This is a genomic window from Photobacterium sp. DNB22_13_2, assembly GCF_052873915.1.
In genome coordinates this window covers 1-295 of sequence record NZ_JBNNXU010000095.1, presented here as the reverse complement: position 1 = coordinate 295, position 295 = coordinate 1, and the positions used below count along the sequence as shown (strand labels likewise).

The following is a 295-nucleotide window of genomic DNA, read 5'->3' as shown; positions in this document are numbered from 1 at the left end:
ATCTCTGCCTGCGTGTGGTCGACAAGCTGCGCACCGAACTCAAGCGCCCGGACCTGAAGGTCCAGTACGTGATGGTGACCTCGTCTTCGCGCATCCCGACCATCGCCGAAGGCAAGGCTGATGTCGAATGCGGTTCGACCACCAACACGCGTGAGCGCCGCGAGAAAGTCGCCTTCACCATCCCGCACTACATTGCCGGCAGCCGGATGATCGTCAAAACATCATCGGGCATTCGCAAGTGGGACGATCTGCGCGGCAAGACAGTGGTCTCGACCAAGGGCACCACCAACATCAC

1 protein-coding gene is annotated in these 295 nt (G+C 60.3%); it reads left to right on the top strand.

The features are described from left to right. Positions 1-295: transporter substrate-binding domain-containing protein (locus ACVA58_RS27945; RefSeq protein WP_446513500.1), on the top strand; the 295-nt coding region annotated here is incomplete at both ends.